General features: G+C 70.5%; 15 protein-coding genes. 3 read left to right on the top strand and 12 right to left on the bottom strand.

Annotated features, from left to right (window positions below):
* The 3 genes from ACZ39I_RS17725 to ACZ39I_RS17715 all read right to left on the bottom strand — a co-directional run bounded on the left by ACZ39I_RS17725 (position 1) and on the right by ACZ39I_RS17715 (position 3,013).
* Positions 1-837 (bottom strand): SDR family oxidoreductase, encoded by an 837-nt coding sequence (locus ACZ39I_RS17725; protein WP_451477560.1) that lies wholly within the window; start codon positions 835-837, stop codon positions 1-3.
* Positions 838-1,183: 346 nt separating this feature from the next.
* A complete protein-coding gene (locus tag ACZ39I_RS17720; protein ID WP_467245285.1) occupies positions 1,184-1,468 on the bottom strand; it encodes a hypothetical protein in 285 nt (94 codons plus the stop codon).
* A 111-nt stretch (positions 1,469-1,579) separates the two neighbouring features.
* On the bottom strand, positions 1,580-3,013 hold the full coding sequence (locus ACZ39I_RS17715; protein WP_467245284.1) for an endo-1,4-beta-xylanase: 1,434 nt from the start codon (positions 3,011-3,013) through the stop codon (positions 1,580-1,582).
* A 353-nt stretch (positions 3,014-3,366) separates the two neighbouring features.
* Between ACZ39I_RS17715 and ACZ39I_RS17710 the strand changes: the two genes are divergently transcribed.
* A complete protein-coding gene (locus ACZ39I_RS17710; RefSeq protein ID WP_467245283.1) occupies positions 3,367-4,830 on the top strand; it encodes a non-reducing end alpha-L-arabinofuranosidase family hydrolase in 1,464 nt (487 codons plus the stop codon).
* Positions 4,831-4,881: 51 nt separating this feature from the next.
* Here ACZ39I_RS17710 and ACZ39I_RS17705 read toward each other — a convergent pair whose 3' ends face one another.
* From ACZ39I_RS17705 to ACZ39I_RS17690, 4 genes are all read right to left on the bottom strand, one after another.
* The gene (locus ACZ39I_RS17705) at positions 4,882-5,715 is read right to left on the bottom strand and encodes an endonuclease/exonuclease/phosphatase family protein (protein ID WP_467245282.1); all 834 of its coding nucleotides are present in this window, start codon (positions 5,713-5,715) and stop codon (positions 4,882-4,884) included.
* Positions 5,716-5,781: 66 nt separating this feature from the next.
* A complete protein-coding gene (locus ACZ39I_RS17700) occupies positions 5,782-8,715 on the bottom strand; it encodes a hypothetical protein (protein WP_467245281.1) in 2,934 nt (977 codons plus the stop codon).
* Between the two features lie 2 nt (positions 8,716-8,717).
* Positions 8,718-10,586, bottom strand: a complete 1,869-nt coding sequence (locus ACZ39I_RS17695) for an HSP90 family protein (protein WP_467245280.1) — start codon at positions 10,584-10,586, stop codon at positions 8,718-8,720.
* A gap of 78 nt (positions 10,587-10,664) precedes the next feature.
* Complete coding sequence (locus ACZ39I_RS17690) at positions 10,665-11,648, bottom strand: hypothetical protein (protein ID WP_467245279.1); 984 nt, start codon at positions 11,646-11,648, stop codon at positions 10,665-10,667.
* A gap of 211 nt (positions 11,649-11,859) precedes the next feature.
* Here ACZ39I_RS17690 and ACZ39I_RS17685 point away from each other — a divergent pair, with 211 nt between their 5' ends.
* Positions 11,860-12,267, top strand: a complete 408-nt coding sequence (locus ACZ39I_RS17685; protein WP_467245278.1) for a RidA family protein — start codon at positions 11,860-11,862, stop codon at positions 12,265-12,267.
* 53 nt (positions 12,268-12,320) lie between these two features.
* Here the strand turns inward: ACZ39I_RS17685 and ACZ39I_RS17680 are convergent, their stop codons facing one another.
* The 5 genes from ACZ39I_RS17680 to ACZ39I_RS17660 form a co-directional block, all read right to left on the bottom strand.
* Positions 12,321-14,057 (bottom strand): amylo-alpha-1,6-glucosidase, encoded by a 1,737-nt coding sequence (locus ACZ39I_RS17680; protein WP_467245277.1) that lies wholly within the window; start codon positions 14,055-14,057, stop codon positions 12,321-12,323.
* 58 nt (positions 14,058-14,115) lie between these two features.
* A complete protein-coding gene (locus ACZ39I_RS17675) occupies positions 14,116-14,925 on the bottom strand; it encodes a carbohydrate ABC transporter permease (protein WP_352386844.1) in 810 nt (269 codons plus the stop codon).
* Positions 14,922-15,875: a carbohydrate ABC transporter permease gene (locus ACZ39I_RS17670; protein WP_467245276.1), complete on the bottom strand. Its 954-nt coding sequence runs from the start codon at positions 15,873-15,875 to the stop codon at positions 14,922-14,924. Before ACZ39I_RS17670 ends, ACZ39I_RS17675 begins: the two co-directional genes overlap by 4 nt.
* A 20-nt stretch (positions 15,876-15,895) precedes the next feature.
* On the bottom strand, positions 15,896-17,143 hold the full coding sequence (locus tag ACZ39I_RS17665) for a sugar ABC transporter substrate-binding protein (protein ID WP_467245275.1): 1,248 nt from the start codon (positions 17,141-17,143) through the stop codon (positions 15,896-15,898).
* Positions 17,144-17,275: 132 nt separating this feature from the next.
* On the bottom strand, positions 17,276-18,295 hold the full coding sequence (locus ACZ39I_RS17660; RefSeq protein ID WP_403669979.1) for a LacI family DNA-binding transcriptional regulator: 1,020 nt from the start codon (positions 18,293-18,295) through the stop codon (positions 17,276-17,278).
* Positions 18,296-18,691: 396 nt separating this feature from the next.
* On the opposite strand from ACZ39I_RS17660, the gene ACZ39I_RS17655 reads away from it, so the two are divergent.
* On the top strand, positions 18,692-22,297 hold the full coding sequence (locus ACZ39I_RS17655) for a LamG-like jellyroll fold domain-containing protein (protein ID WP_467245691.1): 3,606 nt from the start codon (positions 18,692-18,694) through the stop codon (positions 22,295-22,297).
* Positions 22,298-22,405: the final 108 nt, after the last annotated feature.

Below are 22,405 nucleotides of genomic sequence, written 5' to 3'. Positions count from 1 at the left end.
TCAGCCTCCGGTGGCGAAGCCGGGGAAGAGCGTCATTCCGCCGTCGACGTAGAGGGTGCTGCCGACCACGTAGTCGAGCAGGTCGGAGGCCATGGCGACGACGGCGTTGGCGATGTCGTCCGGATCGCCCACCCGGCGGTACGGGATCAGGCGCAGCAGGTCGGCCTCGGCCTCGGGGGTGTCCCAGGCGTCACGGTTGATCGGTGTGCGGATGGCGCCGGGTGCGACGGCGTTGACCCTGATCCGCTTGGGTGCCAGCTCCTGGGCGAGGGTCTGCATCAGCATGCCGACCCCGCCCTTGGAGGAGGCGTAGTTCACGTGGCCGGACCACGGGACGATCTGGTGGACCGAGCTCATGCAGATGATCTTTCCCGCCGAGCGGGAGACCTCCTCCACCACTCCGCGCCGGATGAACTCCTTGGCCGCCTCCCGCGCGCACAGGAACTGGCCGGTCAGGTTGACGTCGATGACCTTCTGCCACTGGGCGAGCGTCATCTCCGTCACGGCCGCGTCCCGCTGAAGGCCCGCGTTGGCCACCATGATGTCGATGGTGCCGAACTCCTCGACCATCCGCGCGACCATGGCGGTCACCTGGTCCTCGTCGGACACGTCGGCCTCGTGGGCGTAGGCGCGGACGCCGAAGCTCTCGATCTCCTTCACGACCTTCTCGGCCTCGTCCGCACCTACGACGTAGTTCACCACGACGTCCGCTCCGGCCCGGCCCAGGGCAACGGCGGTCGCCAGGCCGATGCCCGAGTTGGCCCCGGTCACCAGTGCTTTCTGGCCCCTGAGAAGTTGCGCGGACGTCGTGCCGCGGCTCTCGACTTTCGTTGTCATCGCGATGTCTCCTCGGACGTTTCGGACGGCACGCCCTCAGGAATCGGGCGGGGCATGAGCTGGGCCGGGCCACGGCCGGCCCACCAGGACAGGCGCAGGAGCCGGCCGTCGCACACCCGGCCTCAGACGAAAGCACCCCGCGTCGCGGGCGGCACCGACCGGCACACGGTGCCGCCGATCTGGGCGGGGCACGTCACACCGTCGGGCTACCGGCGGCCGGCCGTGCCTCGGCCCGCGCGGCAGCCGAAGCGGCCGTCGCGCGCGACGGCCCCGTGGTTGTCGTGTTCAGCCCCGTGGCGCCTGCCACGACCATCGGGCGTGGCAGGTCCAGGAGGCGGCGCCGGACCTAGCGGGCGAGCGACCCGTTCTGGGCGTCGGACGCGGCCTGCCACGCCCGCGCGCCCGCCAGGGACGCCTCCTTGGCCTGTCGCCACTTCATGGCTGCCTGCTGGGAGGGGGGCATGTCCATCTCACGGATCATGCGCCGGCCGGCCGAGAACACGGCGAAGGCGGCGACGCCCATGCCGGCGCACGCCACCGCGGCACCGGCCGCGGTGAGCACGGCGCCGGTCCTGATGAGCCGGGTGTCGATCTCGATCATCCGCTGGGGCTGGCGGTAGTCCTGGTTCATGGCTCCACCATCCGACGGAGAGAGCCGCCTCGCATCCCGACGAACGGCCCAGGGGTTGCCTGGAGGCCTCGCTTGCCTCCGGACAACCCCCACGGGAGCCGTAGGTCTCCGTCAGGTGCGGGTCCAGCGCTGGTTGCTTCCGTTCGAGCAGGAGTAGAGCTGGATCAGCGTGCCGTTGGCGGTGCCGTTCGCGACGGCGTCGAGGCAGAGGCCGGACTGGACGCCGACGATGGAGCCGTCGGAGGCGAGGCGCCATTTCTGGTTGTCGGCGCCCCAGCAGCTGTAGATCTGGACCCTGGTGCCGTTGCCGGTGCCGCCCGCGTCCAGGCACTTGTTGCCGTAGACCCTGAGCTCACCGGCGGCGGTGTACGTCCACTGCTGGTTGGTGCCGTTGTTGCAGTCCCAGAGTTGGAGCTGGGTGCCGTCGGTCGTACTGCTGCTGGGCACGTCCAGGCAGCGGCCCGACCCGACGCCCTTGATCGTTCCGGAACCCGGAGGGGGCGTGGTGGTGCCGCCGTTGAGTGCGTTGAGGACGGCGGTGTAGGCGGACTTCTTGCTGCCGTCGCCGTTGAAGAGGAGCGGCGTGTCCTGGGATCGCCACGAGTCGGTGTCGCGCACCCCCCAGACGGTGATGCCGAGGCAGCGCGAGACGGCCAGGCAGTCGTTGGTCACGTTGGCGTACGTCGTGGCCGAGGCACCCTGGATGTCGAGTTCGGTGATGGCCACGTCGACGCCGAGGGCGGCGAAACTCTGCAGGGTCGTGCGGAAGTTGCTGTTGTAGGGGCTGCCGCTGTTGAAGTGCGACTGGAAGCCGACGCAGTCGATCGGCACGCCGCGCTGCTTGAAGTCCCGCACCATGGCGTACACGCCCTGGGTCTTGGCCCAGGTCCAGTCCTCGATGTTGTAGTCGTTGTAGCAGAGCTTGGCCGCCGGATCCGCGGCGCGAGCGGTGCGGAAGGCGACCTCGATCCAGTCGTTGCCCGTGCGTTGCAGGTTGGAGTCGCGCCGGGCTCCCGAACCGCCGTCGGCGAACGCCTCGTTCACGACGTCCCACTGGGCGATCTTGCCCTTGTAGTGGGCCATCACGCCGTTGATGTGGTCGTTCATGGCCTGGCGCAGTGTGCTGCCGCTGAGGCTCTGCATCCAGCCGGGCTGCTGGGAGTGCCAGGCCAGAGTGTGGCCGCGCACCTTCTTGCCGTTCTGCACCGCCCAGTTGTAGACGCGGTCACCGGCGGTGAAGTTGAACTGGCCTCGCTGCGGTTCGGTGGCGTCGATCTTCATCTCGTTCTCGGCCGTCACCATGTTGAACTCGCGGCCGGCGATCGTCGTGTACGCCGAGTCGCCGAGCCTGCCCGAGGCGATGGCGGTGCCGAAGTAGCGGCCGCTCTGCGCCGCCGCGGCGCCGAGCGTGTTCTCGGCGGCGTGTGCGGACGGTGGTGGCGGGGCCAGTGCGGCGACCGCGCCGAGGAGACCGACGACCAGCGCCGGCACCAGGCCGCGGATCTTTTGGCGGATGACGGTTCTGGGAAGGGCGGACGAGCGCATGGCTGTGCCTCCAAGGTGGACATCACGCAAGGACTGAAGCGCAGGGGAATGTGTCGTCCGTCAGCCACTGGGCAGACCGGGACGATCGCGACTACGGCCGACACGGTTCGACATCTCGAACTGTGGCCGCTTTCTCAGACAGGGATGATTGAGGCATTGACGAGGCATCGTCAATACTCCGCGCAGAAGAAGTTTCCGTTCGTCGACCGAAAGTTTCCGGAACCCTCTTCGCGTGGCCAGATCGGTGACAAGCCTTGACCGGAGGGCCCCGCATTCCTAGCTTGTGGCGTCGAGCCATCCGGGAATTCTTCGAAACTTTCGGATCGTCCCCGCCCCTCAAAGGAGGCCCCGCGATGTTGTTGCGCCACCGGTCCCCGGTCCGCCTCAGACGATTACTGGCCGTCCTCGCACCCCTGCTGCTCCTGGCCGCCTTCCTCGGTGCCCAGCCCGCCGAGGCGGCGACCGTAGACCCCAACGCCTCATATGTGCTGGTCAACCGCAACAGCGGCAAGGCCCTGGACGTCTACAACATGGCGACCGAAGACGGCGCCCGCATCACCCAGTGGACCAGGAACGATCAGGCCCAGCAGCAGTGGCAGTTCGTCGATTCCGGGGGCGGCTACTACCGCATCAAGTCCCGCCACTCGGGCAAGGTCCTGGACGTCTACAACTGGTCCACCGCGAACGGCGGCTCGATCGTCCAGTGGGCCGACCTGAACGCCGCCAACCAGCAGTGGCGGCTGGCCGACAGCTCGGACGGCTACGTGCGGTTCATCTCGCGCCACAGCAACAAGGCCCTCGAAGTACAGGGCGCCTCCACCGCCGACAACGCCAACACCGTCCAGTACGACGACTGGGGCGGCGCCAACCAGCAGTGGCGGCTCGTCAAGGTCGGCGACGACTCCAGTGCGTGCGACCTTCCGTCGACGTACCGCTGGTCATCGACGGGCGCACTGGCGCAACCCAAGGCCGGGTGGGTCTCTCTCAAGGACTTCACCGTCGCCCCCTACAACGGCAAGCAACTCGTCTACGCGACGACGCACGACACCGGGACGAGTTGGGGTTCGATGAACTTCAGCCCGTTCACCAACTGGTCGGAGATGGCCTCGGCCGGCCAGAACACGATGTCGTCCTCGACCGTGGCGCCCACGCTCTTCTACTTCGCGCCGAAGAACATCTGGGTGCTCGCCTACCAGTGGGGCGGGAGCGCCTTCTCCTACCGGACGTCGAGCGACCCCACCAACCCGAACGGCTGGTCGTCTCCGCAGGTGCTCTTCTCCGGAAGCATCTCCGGCTCCGGAACAGGGCCCATCGACCAGACGCTCATCGGTGACGGGACGAACATGTACCTGTTCTTCGCCGGTGACAACGGCAAGATCTACCGGGCCAGCATGCCGATCGGGAACTTCCCGGGCAGTTTCGGCTCGAGCTACACGACGATCATGAGCGATACGACGAACAACCTGTTCGAAGCCCCGCAGGTCTACAAGCTGCAGGGCCAGAACCGCTACCTCATGATCGTCGAGGCGATCGGCTCGCAGGGCCGCTACTTCCGCTCGTTCACGGCCACGAGTCTGAACGGCTCATGGACACCCCAGGCCGCGACCGAGAGCAACCCCTTCGCCGGCAAGGCCAACAGTGGCGCCACCTGGACCAACGACATCAGCCATGGCGAACTGATCCGCACCAGTGCCGATCAGACCTTCACCGTCGATCCCTGCAACCTGCAGTTCCTCTACCAGGGGCGCAGCCCCAGCTCCGGCGGGGACTACGGCCTCCTGCCCTACCGTCCGGGTCTGCTGACACGGCAGCGCTGACGGCGTGGCGGGCTCGGTGAAAGGCCGGGCCCGCCATGGCTCACCGTGGAGTCAGGCCACGTCGGCATACACCATGTGGTGGTCCGAGACCGGGCTCGGATGCACTCGCTGCCTGAGGGGGACGTACCCCCGCAGGAACACGTAGTCGAACTTGCTCTGCCAGTCGGTGGTCGGCTCGCAGGTGCCGTCGGACCCGGGACGGCACTGGGGGTCCGCGTCCTTGGCCAGGGCCCACATCCGGGTGAGTTCGGAGGCGTACGGCACGGCGTTGAAGTCGCCGATGACGATCGCGCGGTCGTGCCGGGCGACCTCCTTTGCGAGGACGGCGACCTGCTCCGCCCGGACCGCCTCCTGACGCCGTTCGGCGAGGTGGGTGTTGAAGACCCGGACCGGGCGGCCGCCCACCGTGGTGGTGACCTCCATGTAGCCACGGTCCTCGGAGCCGCCGTCGGGATATTCCTCGGTGACGACGTCGGTCATCGGGGCCGCCGAGAGGATGGCCTCGCCGTAGCCGCCCGGGTTCCAGGGCGCTCCCCCGCAACGGCCCCAGCTCTGCAGAACCGCCCCGTACTCGACGTGGTAGACGAGCCCGTGCAGGTTCTCCAGATACTCCCGGATCTTCTCGACGTCACCCACGCACGCCTCCTGCAGGCCGATGACCTGGGGCGCGAACGCGGCGATCTCCGCCGCCCGGTCGTCGTTGCCCGTCTCGCAGGGGTTGCAGAGGTTCCACGTCATGACCCGGTTCTGTACGACGTCCCGGACGGACTTGGCGGGCAGCGCTTTGGCGTCGAGGGATCCGCTCGGGGCGCTGGGGCCCGAAAGGACCATCCAGGCCACGACCATGGCGCCCACGAGCAACCACGTGCCCTTTCCGAGCACCATCGCCTCCCCGACGCGGATTCCCCAGGCCAACTGACGTCTGCGTGAACCATGCTAGGCGACGCGGACTCACTCCTCGTCGCGCAGCCGGGCCGCCAGGGAGGCCAGGGTCTCGGTCTCCTCGGTGTGGCCCAGAGCGGTCAGGCGGGCAATTGCCGCGTCGAGGCGGGTGAGGGCGGGGGCCGGGCGTTTCAGGTAGAGGCCCTCCACGGCGCCCGCGAGGCGGACGCACTCGGCCCACTCACCGGCCCGGTCGTCCTCCGGTCCGAGTTCGCCGAGCAGGGTCAGGGCCTTGTCCAGGGCGGCCAGCGCGTCCTCGTACGCGCCCGCGTAGGCGTTGACCCGCCCGTGCTCATAGGCCAGGGCGGTGTCCAGGGAGCGGCCGCGGGCCTCGTACCCGGCGGCGCGGGCCTCCTCGGCGATCCGGCCGGCGTCGGCGAGGAAGGCGCGGGCGTCGGCCAGACCCTCGGGACCCTGCTGCTGGGCCTGGAGGCGGCCGAGTTCACGCAGGCAGTTGCTGAGCAACTCGTAGCGCGGGTCCCGGGCGTGGGCGGCGATCGCCTGGTCCGCGGCCTCGCGGGCCGGGCCGAACTCACCGGACTCACCGAGGAGTACGGCCGTCTCGGCGGCGATCATGGCATGGCTGCCCGGGTCGTCGTCCCAGCCGGCGGACTCGGCCGCGAGCGCGGCGAACTCGGCCGTGGCGGCCTTGAGGTCCTCCCCCGCGCGCAGTGCGCGGGCGCGGGTCAGGCGCAGTTGGGCGGCGAGCCGGTCGTCCAGCTCTCCGGAGACGACGTCCGGTTCGGCCAGCAGGGAGTCGAGCAGCGCGATGCAGTCCTCGACACGGCCCAGGTCGAGGCTGAGCTGGGCCGCGTTGCTGTAGGTGCAGAACGCGTCGATCCGGTTGCCGCCGCGGAGGTTCACCTCCGCCGAGCGCGTCAGGTGCCGCAGCGCCTCGTCGGGGCGGCCCAGGTGCATGGAGGCCTCGGCGAGATCACCGTGCAGGCGGCCCGTGTCGACCGTGTCGGCGGGCCAGTCGGCGGCCAGTCGCAGCGCTTCGGTGAGGTTCGCGTGCGCGGTCTGCGGGTCCTGGAGGACGAGCTGGAGCCGGCCGCGCAGCCCGAGGGTGCGGGGCAGGTGCCAGGCCGGGCCGTGCGCCTTCAGCCGGTCCAGAAGGGCGTCGATCTCGGTGACCGCGGCGGGCAGGTCGCCGGAGATGGCGTATGTGCTCGCCCGCAGCAGCAGGGCACCGGAGATCTGCCCGGCGAGGTCGTGCCGGGTGGCGAAGGCGTGCAGGAGCTCCGTCTCGGCGAAGACCGGTGCGACGTGCTCCTTGCTTCCCGTCGTCTGCAGACGCAGGCCGAGCGCGGTCGCCCGCAGCCGCAGCAGGCGGGCCTCCAGGTAGGGAGCGAGGCCGGCCGTCTCCTCGTGCAGGCGGACCACGGACGCGTGGGCGGCACTCAGCGCGGCCGCCTTCGCCTCGGTGTCGTCCCCGTTCGCTTCGGGGATCTGGGCGGTGGCGAGCAGGGCGCAGGCGCGGGCGATCGCCGCATGCCCGGGCTCCGCGGCGTCTTCGTAGAGGGCCGCGGCCTCCTCGTCGAGCGCGGCGGCTTCGACGAAATCGTCCTTGTTGGCCGCCGAGGTCGCCTCGTCGGCCAGCAGGTCGGCACGCAGCCGGACCAGCGGGCCCACGGCCGGGTCGTCGGGGTGGGCGTAGTCGCGGGCGGCGACCAGCGTACGCAGCCGGGCGAAGCAGGCCTCAGCGTCCGGGTGTCCCTGTTCGTCCAACGTCCTTGCCTGGAGGATGAGTTCAGGCAGGGCATCGGGAACCGCGGCGGTCGTACGGGAGGCCGGCGCGGTGACCGGGGCGGCCGGGGCGACGTCGTCGAGGCTGCGGGTGCGCAGGGTCAGTTCGAGCGCGTCGAGGAGCGGAGCACGGTCGAGGCGGGCCCTGCGGCGGCCGGTGTGGGCCGGGGTTCCGTTGCGGGCGTCGAAGCGGGCGGCGAGGTCGTCCGCGCGGCCGCGCACCTCGGCGTGCAGCCCCGACACCGTCCAGGTGCGGCCGGGGTATCCGGCGGCGGGCAGTTCACCGTGGCCGAGGTGCGCGACGCGCTGGAGGAGGACCTCGACGCCGGTGAGGAAGTCGAGCTGGTCCAGGGGCGAGTCGACCTCGTCGAACAGGTTCCGGTTCTCGGCGAGCAGTTCCAGGCCGCGGGCCTCGTTGCCGGTCAGCGCGCAGAACTCCAGGTGCCGGCCGACCTCCCCGGACATCGAGGGGTTGCGGCGGCAACCGCGGTAGCCGGCGAGGTGCAGTTCGCGGGCCCGGTCGGCGGCACCGGTGCGCAGCAGGGGCAGCAGCGCGTGGGAGAGGGAGCGGGCCGGCTCCTCCTGGCAGGACTCCTTGCCGTTCAGGACGGGCTCCCAGGTGCGCAGGGCCCGCTCGTCGTCGCCCGCCGCGAGGTGGAACAGGGCGCGCTCGCAGATCTCGCAGGCCTCGCAGTCGCTGAGCCGGGTGCGGGCGCGGGCCGCCCACAGCTCGTAGGCGGCGGTGGTGTCCTCGCCGACGTGGGCGGCGAGTTGATAGGCCTGGCTGTAGTACGGCTGGAGCCCGAGGCCGGCCTTCTCGTAGCGGTCGCGCATCTCGGTCAGCCACTGGCGCAGGCTGGCCAGCGGTATCTCGGGCAGCTGACGCAGGGCGTGGCCCACCCACTTGAACCGCCAGAACAGCAGGTGGCGCAGGCGCTCGTCGAAGATGTCGGGCTGCTCGTCGAAGAGGGTGAGCAGACGGGCGAAGACGACGGGCGACTTACGGGGTTCGGATCCGTAGGTGTACGCCTCCTGGAGTTCGAGGAGGGCGTGGATCAGCGGTACGGGCTCCTCGAACTGCTCGGCGGCGTCGACGAGTTCCTCGGCCGTGACGGTGCGGGTACGGCCGTAGGGGCGCTCGTCGTTGTCCTGGAGCGCCTGGTACAGCTCGTCGGTGGTCTGGATCGTGGTGGGCATCGTCAGCTGTCCTTGCGGAGGGCGTGGGCGAGGAGGTCGAGGAAGGAGCGGTTGATGAGGCTCGACTCGGCGGGCCTGAGCGGGCGGCGGGACAGCATCGCGGCCTGTCCGTAGAGGGCTTCGGCGCTGGTGCGGGCCAGCTCGGGCTCGTCGATGGTGACCGCGGTGCGCACCAGCGGGTTGAGCTGGTTGAGGATCAGCTGGGCCCGGGGGGCCTCCTGGCGCAGGGCGCCGAGGATGTCGCCCCACACGCCGCCCTGCTGCTCGCGGGCGAGCTGGGAGCGGGTGCGTTCGTGCCGGGCCTCGCGGCTGTCGAGGAGGAGGGCGGGGGCGGAGGCGGGCTGGAAGGTGCGCAGCGCGACATCGCAGTCGAAGACGGCGAGGGCGTCGCGGGCCTGGGCGAGATAGGCCGCGGCGGCCAGCTCGGTCTCCCGGTCGACGGGGTCGAGGTGGGCGGTGAGGGTCGCCGGGTCGAGGTCGGCGACGCTGACCTCGGGCCTGACCTCGGGCAGCCGGTGGACCAGTGCGCGGTCGTAGGTGTAGCCGCCGTTGACGACGCCGAGTCCGGCGGCGGAGGCGATGGCCGCGACCTGGCGGAACTCCTCGACGCTCGACGTGACGAGCACGGTGCGGTGGGTGCGCGCGAACTCGTCGAGGGTGGCGTGTCCGTCGGTGGTCTCGAACGGCAGCCACGGCAGCAGCATCCGCATGATCTCGTCGTCGTGCACCGCGAGCGACTTCACGGCCAGGTGGTGGACCTGGAGGAAGCGGCCGAGCAGTTCGGGATCGCTGGCGGCGGCCTTGGCGATCCACGCGCGCAGGTGTTCGGCGAGCGCGTCGCGTACGGCGGCGAGGGTGTCGTCCTCGTACAGGGACTCGCGGGACGCGGTGGGGCGCAGGCTTTCGGCGTCGATGACACAGCGGACGAAGAACGCCCAGTCGGGCAGGATCTCCTCGGCCTGCTCGGACAGCAGCATGCCTTTGACGTGGACGCGGTGGCCGTGGCGGCGGCCGGCCGGCACCGCCTCGGGCAGCACGCAGGCGATGCCCTTGAGGCCCACGGCCGGCAGGTCCAGCTCGATGGTGTCCAGCGGCGTGAACCCGAAGACCTGCTCGCCGTAGGCGGCCAGGGCACGGGAGCGGGCTCCCGGTGTGGGGTGGGTGCGCGCCCAGGGTGCGGGCTCGGGGTTGACGGGTGCTCCCACGGACGCGCCCGGTCGACCCGCACCGCCGGTGCCGTCGTCGAAGGTCACCGGGTGGCGCAGCAGGGAGCCGAAGTGCCTGGCCAGCGCGTGCACTTGGGCCGGGCGGGTCCACTCGCCCGCGTCGGCGCGGGGCGTCAGCGTGACGGTGGTGCCGGGCCGGGGGCGGGCGGTGGTGGGCAGGGTGCGGACGGTGTAGCTGCCGTCGCCGCGTCCGCGCCACTCCACGGCGGGCGCGTCGGGGTTGCGGGCGGAGCGGCTCAGGACGTGGATCTCGTCCGCGACCAGGAAGCAGGAGAGCAGTCCGATGCCGAACTGGCCGATGAAGTCGGCTCGTTGGTCGGCGATCTGCTCGGCGCGCTTGCTGCTGCGGCCGATCGTCGCGAGGAAGGTGTGCACGTCGGCCTCGGTGAGTCCGACGCCGTCGTCCTCGACGCGTACCACGGCGCCGTCGGCGTACAGGCGGATGCCGAACGCGTCGGCGGGGGCGCCCTGTTCGAGGCTGTGGCGGGCGGTCAGCGCGTCCACCGCGTTCTGGAGGAGCTCGCGCAGGTAGACGCGGGGGCTGGAGTAGAGGTGGTGGGAGAGGAGGTCGACGAGGCCGCGCAGGTCCACCTGGAAGGTGCGGTCGGCGGCGGCGTGGTCGGCGGGGTCGTGGCGCAGAGGCATGGGGCAGTCCGGGGATGAGGAACGGCGGGGGTGGGCGATGGTCCGGCCGGGACGGGCGGGGCCCGTGCGGCCTTCGGCTCAGAAGGCCTTGCGGAAGCGTGCGTAGGCTTTCTGGGGGTCCGCCATGAACGTCCACGGCCACTCGGTGAAGACACCGTCCAGCTCGCGGAAGACATTGGAGGCCTTGCTGCTGCCCGCCAGCGAAAGGGCCATGGCGAAAATGTTGTAGTCGCCCTGCCAGCCCAGGCCGCGTTCGTACGAGTGGTGCAGGATGCTGCGCTCCGCGGCCTCCCTCAACTCGGTCCGGATCCGCGGGTCCTGTAGACAGTCGCTGTCCTCGGACTCCACCCACTCCTCGATGTGGGCCATGGCGATCACACAGCCAAGGCGGTGCCCGTCGGGCGCGCCGGCGAAGGCCTCACGCGCGAACGCCAGCGCCTGGCCCGGCTCGCCGCTCCACCGCGGCTGCAGCTGGGACACCCACTCGATGTGGGTCTCCAGATCCAGCGGATCGCGGCGCAGGGCGGCGTCGCGCCGGGTCTCGTTGACAGCGGGGCCCAGCGACATGCCGCGCCCCGAGGTGAGGAGGCGGCGCCACGGGGTGACCCAGTCGGGCCGCAGCTCGGCGGCTTCGAGCAGCTGCTCCTCGGCGATCTCGAGTCGCTCGTGGAAGATCCGCCACTGCTCCTGTGTGACGTTCACGGCTCGTGCGGAGGTGCGGGCCTCCCAGCCCCAACTGATGTGACGCGCCCCGGATATCAGCAGGGCCGTGGCCCGGTGCTCCTTGTCCTCCTGGACGGCCCGCCCGATCCAGTCCTGCAGACCGTCCAACTCGGCGAGCTCGCTCAGCACCGCGTGGTCACGGCCGAGATCGAAGGGAGCCAGGGCCGACTTGACCGCCTCCCAGTCACCGGTGTCGGCCGCTTCCACCAGCGCGAGCACCCGGGTGTCCCCGAGGGCGCGCAGCCGGTACGTCCCGTTCTTCTGTCTGCGCGGGACGGGCAGGGCGTACGGATTCGCCCCCGGTCTCTCCGCATCTTTTCCGAACAGCTTGCCGAACATGCCGCGCCCTCCCCTGGTCCCGCGTGATCGTTGGTGCAGCATAAACGGCCCGACCGACACCGCCGTCCGGGCCGCGGAGCTGCTGGGTCACCGCCGGGTTACCCGGTCACGGAAAAGTGCGTTCTTCCATGTCAGCGGACGCTCTCCTACGGTTTTCCAGTAACCACAAGAAACTACGGGCGTGCAGCGCCCGACGATGGAGGCACAGAGGATGTCCGTCACCTTGCTGAATCCCGAGGGACTGCCGAAGATCGATGTCTACCGGCAGGTGTCGGTCGCGTCCGGCACCAGGCTGGTCTTCGTCGCCGGGCAGGTCTCCTGGGACGCCGAGGGCCGCACGGTCGGCGAGGGCGACCTCGCCGCCCAGGTCGAGCAGTGCTACCTCAACGTCGGCACGGCCCTGGCCGAGGCCGGCGGTTCCTTCGACGACGTGGCGAAACTGAACGTCCACGTCGTCGACTGGACACCCGACAAGATGCCCCAACTCCTGGAGGGGATCTCACGGGCGGCCGCGAAGCTGGGGGTCACCCCGGTTCCGCCGGCCACACTCCTGGGCGTCGCGGCACTGGACGTCCCCGACCACCTGGTCGAGGTCGAGGCCACCGCGGTCCTCGACTGAGCGAGGGGCCCGCGGGGGCACCACATGAAGTCACCAGCCCGGCCCGCCCGGTCTCACCTGCCGTCCCGCTGTGCGTGTGCCTCGGCGAGGAGGAGGTAGGCGGCGGCCGTCCAGGTGTAGGCGCGGTCGCGCAGGCCCGTGCCGGCCAGGGCGTCGAAGTTCTCCGCGAAGCCGTGGTTCTCGCACAGCGCGCGGAAGCGGGCGCTGATCTCGTCCGCCAGCCGGTGGTGGCCGCCGCGGCGCAGGCCGTCCTCGACGAGGACCGTGGCAGGAGCCCAGATCGGGCCGCGCCAGTAGCCGTCGGGAAGGTAGTGCGGCGAGGTCGGCAGCTCGGTGGCCAGGCCGTACGGGGTCAGATGGGCCTCGATCCGGCCGGCCAGCACGTCACTGATGTCCCGCGGCAGATGTTCGCCCAGCACGATGGGCATCAGGTCGAGCAGGCTGGAGGTGTCCCAGGTGTCGCCGCTGTCGACGCCCCGGGTGACGAACCGGTCGCCCTTCCAGAGCTGGTCGAGCATCGCCCGCTGGGTCTCCTCGGCGGCCCGCGTCCACCGACGGGCGTCGTCCGGTCTCTCCAAGTACGTTGCCAGGTCGGCGAGTTCACGCAGTTGGAGGGTGAGGAAGGCGGCCAGGTCCGCGGTGACGACCACGCGCTCGGGGTCGAAGGTGGTGGCGTTGTCCCAGCCGCTGTCGTTGCCGTGCTGGTAGTGCGGCAGGGCGTCGCCGGGAGCGCGCCGGGCGGTGAGCCAGAACTCCGTCCAGCGTTCCAGCCTGTCGTACGTCCCGGTCAGCTCCGCCCGCTCCAGGGGGGTCGGCAGCCGGCGGCGCAGATGGCCGAACGTCCAGCCGTGGATGGGGGGTTTGACGAAGTTGCGGAGCACCTCGGAGTGGGTGACGGAGTCGGGCAGGGCCCCGCTGTCGTCCTGGTGGTCGAAGGGCAGCTGGAACTGGTCCAGGGCCAGTTCGGGGCAACCGGACGCCAGGGCGAGGGCGTTGAAGCAGTGGTCCCAGCTCCAGACCTTGTCCATCCAGTGCTTGGACATCAGGACACCGGGCCGGGTGACCAGACCTGCCGGGCGGACGGTCGCCGACCACAGGACGTAGGCGGCGAGTTCGGCGGCCGGGGTGGTGAACGAGCGCCAGGGGGCCACGGAGTCGACGAAGTCCGCGAAGGCGTTCCGGGTGGCCTCGACGACCTTGCCGAAGGCCGCCGTCGACGCGTAGGGCAGGCGTGCGGTGTCGAGTTCCTCGAGGGCGATCTCCCATTCGCCGTCCGCGTCGGCGGCGACGGTGACGCCCCGGTCGGCGCTGCCCAGGGCCTGGCTGCCGAACACCTCGGTCACCGTGCCGGACAGCAGGGTGATCCGGTAGCGGCGTCCGGTCTCGTACGAGGTGAACACGTACGCGTCGGCGGCCGCTTCGCGGTAGAAGTACGTCCCGCTGAACGGGGTCAGCGTCCGGGCCGCCGCCGAGATCCGCAGCGGGGCGCCCGCACCGCGCAGTCGTACGGTGTCCGGCGTCTCGTAGGCGAGATCCACCCGCCCGGCCGGGCCGGTCCAGCTCAGCAGGCCCGGTGTGGCCTCGACCAGGGTCTCGGCCCGCTCGCCCGTCGCGGGGTCGAGGGGCACGAGGCTCAGGACGGCGTGCATGCCGTTCTGGTGCGAGACGAGGTGGAGGTCCTCGGCGCGCGTCTTCTCCGCGAGCACGGGGGAGATGCCGAACCAGGAGCCGTGCGTGCTGAACGGGATGTCCTGGACGGAGAAGGCCGGGCCGGAGCGGTCGGCGGTCATGAAGAGGCACTCGTTTCTCGAGCAGGGATCGTCGGGGGGAAGGGCCGCGCCGCGCAGGTCAGTCCTTGACGGCGCCCGCGGTGACGCCGGCGGCGACATAGCGCTGGGCGAGGACGAGGATGACCGCGGCCGGCAGCGAGGCGACGACGGCGGTGGCCATGATGGCGTTCCACTGTTGGTTGTTGTTGCCGATGTAGTGGTAGATGCCGAGGGTGATCGGCTCGTGGGCGCCGCCGCCCGCGAGGGTGCTGGCGAAGATGAAGTCGGACCAGGACCACAGGAACGCGAACAGCGACACGGTGACGACGGAGTTGCGGCTCATCGGCAGCACGACCGACCAGAAGGTGCGCAGCGCCCGCGCTCCGTCCACCTGCGCGGCCTGGAGGAGTTCGCCGGGGATGCCGGACATGAACGCGGTGAAGATGAGCACCGCGAAGGGCACGGCGAGGGTGGAGTCGGCGACGATCAGGCCGGGCACCGACTGGAGCAGGCCGAGTTGCAGGTAGATGGCGTAGAAGCCCATCGCCATGATGATGCCGGGGATCATCTGGGCGGCCAGGAGGACGAAGCTGAGGATGCCGCCGCCGCGCGGGCGCAGTTTGGCCAGTGCGTAGCCGGCCGGGGCGGCCAGGGCCACGGTCAGGGCGACGGTGCCGAGGCCGATGACGAGGCTGGTGCCCAGGTAGGGCAACTGCTGGTCGATGACGGCCCGGTAGCCCTCCAGGGTGGGGTGGGCGGGGAACAGGTCCGGCGGGCTCTTGCGCATGTCCTGGTCGCGGGTGAGGGACACGTTGAGCATCCAGTAGACCGGGAAGAGCATGATCCCGGTCAGCAGCAGACCGAGGGCGGTCTTCAGGCGGGTGGTCATGACAGCGCCTGCTTTCGCTGGACCCGTACGTACACCAGGCCGAAGACCAGGGCGGCGAGCACGAGCAGGTTGCCGACGGCCGCGCCGGGGCCGAAGGCGGGCAGCAGGTTGCCGAAGCCGAGCTGGTAGGACCAGGTGGCGAAGGTGGTGGAGGAGTCGGCCGGGCCGCCCTTGGTCATGATCCAGATGATGTCGAAGACCTTGAGGGTGTAGACGAGGCCCAGCAGGAGGGTGATGGCGGAGACCGGGCGCAGCAGCGGGAAGGTGATGCGCCAGAAGCGCTGCCAGGCGTTCGCCCCGTCCAGGGCCGCCGCCTCGTACAGGCTGGACGGGATGGACTGCAGACCGCTGTGGAGCACGACCAGGTTGAACGGGACGCCGATCCAGATGTTCGCGATGATCACCGAGGTCAGCGACCAGGTCGGCGAGGTCAGCCAGTTCACCGGGTCGACGCCGACGGCGTGCAGGACGGCGTTGACGATGCCGGAGTCGCTGTTGAGCATCCACGACCAGGTCGACGCCGACACGATCAGCGGCAGCAGCCAGGGCACCAGGAACAGGGCCCGCAGGGTGGCCGAGAGCCGGAAGTGCTGGCTGAAGAAGACCGCCAGCGCCAGGCCGATGGCGTACTGGAAGACCAGGCACACGGCGGTGAACACCACGGTGTGCAGCAGGGCCGGCGCGAAGGTCGGGTCGTCGAAGACCGTCCGGTAGTTCGCCAGGCCGGTGAACGGGGCGTCGCCCCGCACGAAGGAGCGCACGGTGTAGTTGCGCAGGCTCAGGTCGAGGTTGCGGTAGAGCGGATAGGCGTAGAAGAGGACGAGGTAGAGGGTCACCGGGGCGAGGAAGGCCCAGGCGGCCCACTGCGGGGAGGCGGGTCGGCGCCGCGCCTCGGGGGCCGCGCCCTCGGAGTCGGTCCGCGGGCGCGGCACTTGTGTCGTCTGGCTCATCAACTGACCCTGGGGTGAGCTCACTTGACGGCGGACTGGGCGTCGGTCAGCGCGTCCTTCGGGGACTTCGAGCCGCTGAGCGCGGACTGGACGGCCTTCCACATCTGCTCGGAGATCTTGGGGTACTTGGTGCCCAGGTCGTCACTGGTGCGTCCCTTGGCCGCCTTGACCGCGTCGACCCAGGGCTTCAGCTCCGCGTTCGCGGCCACCTGCTTGTCCTGGACCTCGCTGGTGGGGGCGACGTAGGACAGGGTGGTGTCGGTGTCGTACAGGTTCTGGGTGCTGGTCAGGCAGGTCGCCAGCTTCTGTGCGGTGGCGTAGCGGCCGGTGTCGTCCTGCACCGGGAGGGTGACGAACTCGCCGCCGGTCGGGGCGGCCGCGCTGCCGCCGGTGGCGCCGGGTATCGGGAGCACGCCGTAGTCGAGGCCGGCCTTCTTGGCGTTGCCGAGCTGCCAGGTGCCGTTCTCGGCGAAGGCGTAGTCGCCGGTCGCGAACTCCTGCCAGCTGGTCGTCTGGGTGTTGTTGAGGACCGAGTTGGGCGCGTAGCCGCCCTTGACCCAGTCCTTCCACAGGGTGAGCGCCGACTCGCCCTGCGCGGAGTCGAGTTGGGTCAGCTTCGCGCCCGCGCCCCAGAACCACGGCAGGAACTGGAAGCTGCCCTCCTCGGTGCCGATCGCGGAGAACGTGATGCCCTTCTTGCCGGCCTTCTTCACCTTCTCCAGGGCCGCCGTCAGGGACGTCCAGTCCTTCACCGAGGCGATGTCGACGCCGGCTTCCTTCAGGACCTTCTTGTTGTAGTAGAGGGCGAGGGTGTTGGCGCCGATCGGGGTGCCGTACGTCTTGCCGCCCGACTGGCCGGCCGCGAGGAGGTTGGGGTCGACCTTCGAGGTGTCCAGCTTGTTCTCGTCGGTCGTGGTGAGGACGCCCCCCTCGGCCAGGGTGGAGACGACCGGGTTGTCGACGATGAGGATGTCCGGGGAGTTGCCCTGCTGGGCCGCCAGCAGGGCCTTGTTCGTCAGGTCGCTGGTGTCGAAGCCCGTGCGCTTGATCTTCACGCCCGCCGCGGTGCCGCACTTGTCGAGCAGCTTCGTCCAGGCCGAGCCCTTGGCGAACTGCGGGTACGGGTCCCAGACGGTGTACGTGCCGCTGTCGGCCCCCTTGGTGCCGCTGCTGCCCGAGCCGGAGCCGCAGGCGGTGACGCCGGTGGCGACGGCCAGGGAGATCAGGACCGCGGCGGTGGGACGGTGCCGTCTGGAGAAACTGTTCATGGCGGGTTCCTTCGGTCTGTGGCATGCGGGTGCCGCGGCGGTGGGTCGCGCGGAGAAAAGGGCACCGCGAACAACGCCGTCGGGTGGTCGGGCGTCAGCGGTGTGGCGGGTGACGAGTACGTGAGGGACTGATCAGGTCTGCGGGGTCCCCGCGGGGCCGGTGCTGGCCCGCAGGGAGATCGGTGGGGTCAGGAGGTGCTGCCGGGGCGGCGCGTCGGAGTGGTCCAGCCGCTCCACGAGCAGGTCGACGGCGAGCCGGCCCATCTCGGCCGCCGGTACGTCGGCCGCGGTGAGCTGCGGGGTCACCGTCTCCGCCCAGCGGTTGGCGACGACCCCGGTGACGGAGAAGTCGCGCGGCACATGGCGGCCCGCGTGGGCGAGCCCCCGGTAGAGGCCGCCCAGAGCGGCCTCGTTCAGGGTGACCAGGGCCGTGGTGGCCGGGTCGTCGTGCAGGATCCGTTCCACGCAGGCCTGGCCCGCGGCGGCGTCGTCCCCGCAGCAGTACGTGCGGACCGTCAGCCCGCGTTCGGCCGCGGCCTTGGTGAAGCCGTCCAGGCCGCGGTGCGCGGACTCGTACCCGGTCCTCAGGAGTTGTTCGGGCCGGTTGACGAAGGCGATCCGGCGGTGGCCGAGGTCCGCGAGGTGGTGGACGCAGGCCGCCGCGAGCGCGGTGTGGTCGAGGGCGACGTACCAGCCGTCCTCCGGGTGGGCGGTGCGGCCGATGGCGACGGAGGGGAAGCCGAGCGCGGCCAGGTGATCGGCCCGGTCGTCCGCCAGCCTGATCTCCATCAGGATCGCGCCGTCGACCCGCCGCTCCCCCAGCAGCCGCTGGAAGGAACGGTCGCTGTCGACGCCGCTGGGCGAGAGCAGCACGTCGTAGTCGTAGGCCGCGGCGGCCTCCACCACGCTGCCGATGAAGTCCAGTTGCATGCCCGTGTAGTGGTTCCCGGCGGGCGGGAACACCAGGCCGAGGGTGCTGGTGCGGCCGTTGGCCAGGGCGCGGGCGCTGGCGCTGGGCCGGTAGTCCAGCTCGTCGACGATCCGCTGGATCTTCCGGCGCGTGTCCTCCGACACGGGGCGCTTGCCGCTCAGCGCGTAGGACACGGTGCTGCGCGAGACACCGGCCCGCCGGGCGATCTCACCGATGTTCACGGCGACTCCTCGGGGCAGGGCGACCGGCTGTCGAACCGGTTCGCGTGGAAGTGAACGTAGGAACTGCCCGGGCCGGTGTCAATACTCGTGCAGCAATCCCTGATGGGAACCGAGCGGTGGCGAGATCCCCGTGTCGAAGGGATTGCTGGCCGGATGGCCCGGTGCTAGCTTCGCCGAACCGGTTCGGCGCAGTCGCCCCGTGGCGACTCCCCCGCCACGCCGTCACAGAGCCGCCCCACCCGCCTCCCCCTCCACACTTCTTGTCCCCCACGCCCGCCTGGATCGAATCGGTTCGACGGCGACCGAGGCGGGCCGACCCGCACCCGTTACTCGACGATGAGGACGTTTCCGATGTCATCCGTTGACAGATCCACGCGCCGCCGCGCGCCGGCCGCCATGGCGCTGGCCCTCGGCGCGGGCCTGCTGGCCGCGCCCGCCGTGCCCGCGCACGCGGCCGAGGCGCCCGGGCCGGCCGCCCGCTACACCTTCGACCAGGACGACCTCGCGTCCGGAAACATCACGGACAGCTCCGGCAACGGTCTGACAGCGAGCCTGGTGAACGCCGCGACGGCCCAGTCCGTGGCGGGCACGGACGGCGGCAAGGCGCTGGCCCTGCCCGGCGGGGCCCCCACCTCCGACGGCGCCTACGTCCGGCTGCCCCGCGAAGTGGTCGGCGACGCGAGCGACCTGACCGTCTCCGCCCGGGTGAAGTGGAGCGGCGACAAGTCGTCCTGGCAGCGCATCTTCGATCTGGGCACCGACACCAGCAGGTACCTCTTCAGCACGCCGTACAACGGCAACGGGCTCTTCCAGACCTCCGTGACCACCGGCGGAGGCGGCGCCGAGACCCAGGTCCGCGGCTACGCGGCGCTGCCCGCGGACGCGTGGCGCACGGTCACCGTCACCCTCGACACCACCGCGGGACGGCTCACCACCTACCTCGACGGTGTGGCCGTCTCCTCCGCCGCGACCGCCATCAAGGCCAAGGACCTGCTGAGCGGTTCGGCGACCGCCGCCGGCTACATAGGCAAGTCCCTCTATCCGGACCCGCTCCTCAAGGGCGCCGTCGACGACTTCGCCGTGTGGCACTCGGCGCTCAGTGCCGAGCAGGTGGCCGGCCTGGTCGGGACCGTGCCGACCCTGCAGGACCTCTCGAAGACGTCCTTCGACGTCCGTACGACCGACGGGACCGCCCCGGCCCTTCCGGCCGCCGTCCGCGCCACCTACTCCGACGGCTACGACCGCGACACGCCTGTCACCTGGGACGCCGTACCGCCCGAGAAGTACGCCCAGCCGGGGACCTTCACGGTGGCCGGAACCGCGGCCGGGCGGGCGGTGAAGGCGAACGTCACCGTGGTCCGCGAGGGGCAGCTCACCGTCGACCTCGGTTCGGACACCGGGGCCTTCCACGGCGGCGCCTCCGGCACCCTGTACGGCGTGTACGGACCCGACGTGCCCACCAACAACCTCATCGAGGGCATGGGCCTGCGCACCGTCTCCACCAAGGCGCAGGACGGTCCGCAGCACCCCGGCGCCGACGCCCTGGACGTGGTCAAGCCGCTCGCCGACTCCACCGACGGCGACGTGTACATCTACATGACCGACATCCACCGCGGCTTTCCGTACGAGTGGCCCGGCAGCACTCCGCAGGAGAAGCTCAAGCTCTACGAGGAGAAGATCGCCAAGCAGGTCGACCAGGTTCTCCAGCTGCCGAAGCAGTACCAGGACAACATCGTCTTCGTGCCCTTCAACGAGCCCGAGGGCAACATGTTCGGCACCGGCGAGTGGAGCTACGACAAGGTCAGCTGGCTGAACGACCCCAAGGACTACTTCGCCGCCTGGGACGAGGCCTACAGGCTCATCAAGGGCAGGATGCCCAGTGCCCGTATCGCCGGCCCCAACACCAGTGTCCTGTACGACCAGGTGAAGGGCTTCCTCACCCACGCCCTGGCCGCCGGCACCCTCCCGGACGTCATCACCTGGCACGAGCTGAGCCACCCGGAGGCGGTGCGCACCAGCGTCGCCAAGTACCGGGTCTGGGAGAAGGACCTGTTCAAGGGGACCGACCGCGAGGGCACCCAACTGCCCATTAACGTCAACGAGTACGCCTTCAACTACCACACCTCGGTGCCCGGCCAGATGATCCAGTGGGTCTCCGCGATCGAGGAGTCCAAGGTGGACGCCGACATCGCCTACTGGAACATCGACGGCAACCTCTCCGACTCCGCGGTGCAGTCCAACCGCGGCAACGGCCAGTGGTGGCTGCTGAATGCGTACGCCTCGATGAGCGGGCACACCGTGACGGTGAACCCGCCGTTCCCCGGCGAGAACTACACCATGCAGGGCGTGGCCACGCTGGACGAGAAGAAGAAGCAGGCCCGGCTGCTCTTCGGCGGCTCCACCGGCAAGGGGCACATCACCTTCGCGGGCGTCCCGAAGAAGCTCTTCGGTACGAACGTGCACGCCTGGGTGCGGGAGATCGAGTGGAGCGGCCAGGTCGGCGACTCCTCCGGCCCGAAGCTGCTCACGGAGACGAACCTGAAGGTCGCGGACGACGGCACGGTCACCGTCGACTTCGGTACCGGCGCACTGCCGAAGCTGAAGGAGTCCTCGGCGTACGAGATCGTCCTCAGCCCGGCCGGGAAGGCGGCGAAGACCCAGTCTCCGCCAGTGCGTTGGCAGGGCTCCTACGAGGCGGAGGACGCGGCCCACACCGGGTCCGGCTACTCGAAGAACGGCCCGGAGGGCTCCACCTCCGACGTGTCGAAGTTCTACACCTCGGGCGGCTACGACGTGGGCGGGCTGCGCACCGGCTCGGACGTCACGCTCGACTTCACGGTGGACGTGCCCGAGGACGGCACCTACGACCTGAGCGTCTTCGCCAACTCCCTCAACACCTTCGACAAGGTGAAGGATCAGGGGCCCACCAACGTCTTCCTGCGCGTGGACGGCCAGGCCGGCACCGAGCAGCAGCTGTATCTGCCGCTCGGCTACAAGTGGGTGGTGTGGGACCACACCGACACCAAGGTGAAGCTCACCAAGGGCAAGCACACCCTGACGCTCGCCGCGAAGAGCCTGGACGGCACGCGCGTGACGAAGGGGGACGCCATCGTCGACCGCCTCACCCTCGCCCTGCCGGGCGCCTCGGCCGGCACGCAGGTGCACGAAGGCGAGTTGGCCTGGCTGGCCGGCGGAGCACAACCCGTCTACAACCTGCCGGGTTCGGGCTCGGGCTCAGGTGCGGCCCGGGTCGCCAAGGGCCAGAGCGCCACGTTCTGGGTCTACTCCCCCGCCGACCGTGAGGCCACCCTGCGGGTCGACACCCTCGGCGGCACCGGCGCCCGGCTCGCCGTCAACGGACACGACGTCCTGCGCCTGGCCAAGGACCGGAACAGCGTCGCCGTCTCCCTCTCCGGAGGCGTCAACAAGGTGACGCTGACGGGCGGTTCGTCCGCCACCCTCGTCGACCGTCTCACGGTCACGCCGAGCGAGGGCGCGCTCAAGGCGCGTACGTACGAGGCCCAGAGCGCCGTACTGGCGGGCTCGGCCACGCTCAGCCCGCTGTCACTCGCCACCGACGGCACGGCCATCACCGGCATCGGCGGAGACCCGGGCAACGGCAACACCGCGACGTTCACCGTCACCGCGGACAAGGCGGGCCTGTACGCGCTGCGGGTCCGCTACTCCAACCCCGAGCAGTCCGAGGCCACCCACTACAACCCGGACCCGCTGGCCCGGCACGCCGACATCAGCGTCAACGGCGGCGAGACGCGGCGCGTCGGCTTCCCGCACAGCTTCCACCAGAACAACTTCTGGGAGCTGACCGTCCCGGTCACCCTGAAGAAGGGACAGAACACGATCCTCTTCCGCTCCGAGGAGCTGCCGAACTTCGACGGCACGACCTACGCCTCGGACACCTTCCCGGGCGTGCTGCTCCGCTCCCGGTACGCGCCGCTGATCGACCGGATCACCGTGGCGCCGTACGCGCGGGAGGTGCGGTGAGGTGATCCCTGGCCCCGGGGGGGGGGGGGGGGGGGGGGGGGGGGGGGGGGGGGGTGGGGGGGGGGGGGGGGGGGGGGGGGGGGGGACCCCCCCACCCAAAGGCCACCT

Source organism: Streptomyces sp. NPDC024687 (genome assembly GCF_055559055.1).
The sequence above is the reverse complement of the archived record's forward strand: the minus strand, read 5'-3'. Positions and strand labels throughout refer to the sequence as shown.